We start from the raw sequence: 233 nt of genomic DNA on the forward strand, positions 1-233 counted from the left end.
GTATCAGGAGATGTGTCGGGTGGTCGGGAAGGTCGTTCTGGAGGTGCGTGATTTGGGGCAGGAGCCGAAGCATATTGTCATCGCGGGGGTGCTGCATACGGCGCTGGCGAACCAGCGCGTAAAACGTAGCGAGTTAACCACCCAGGCGATGGAAACCGTGGTCAAAGCGCTGGCCGGTTGAAGCGCCAGCGTTTCGCAAGCTGCTCAAGGGAGCGGCAGAGCAGGTAATAGAC

Annotated in this window: 1 protein-coding gene; it reads left to right on the forward strand. The window is 59.7% G+C overall.

From position 1 onward, the window contains the following. A partial coding sequence (fumD, locus tag ACPYOI_RS37180) for a fumarate hydratase FumD (RefSeq protein WP_481424320.1) occupies positions 1-181 on the forward strand: 181 nt, incomplete at its 5' end. Positions 182-233 lie beyond the last annotated feature (52 nt).

The sequence above is a fragment of the Rhizobium sp. SVR5-2C genome (genome assembly GCF_056755115.1).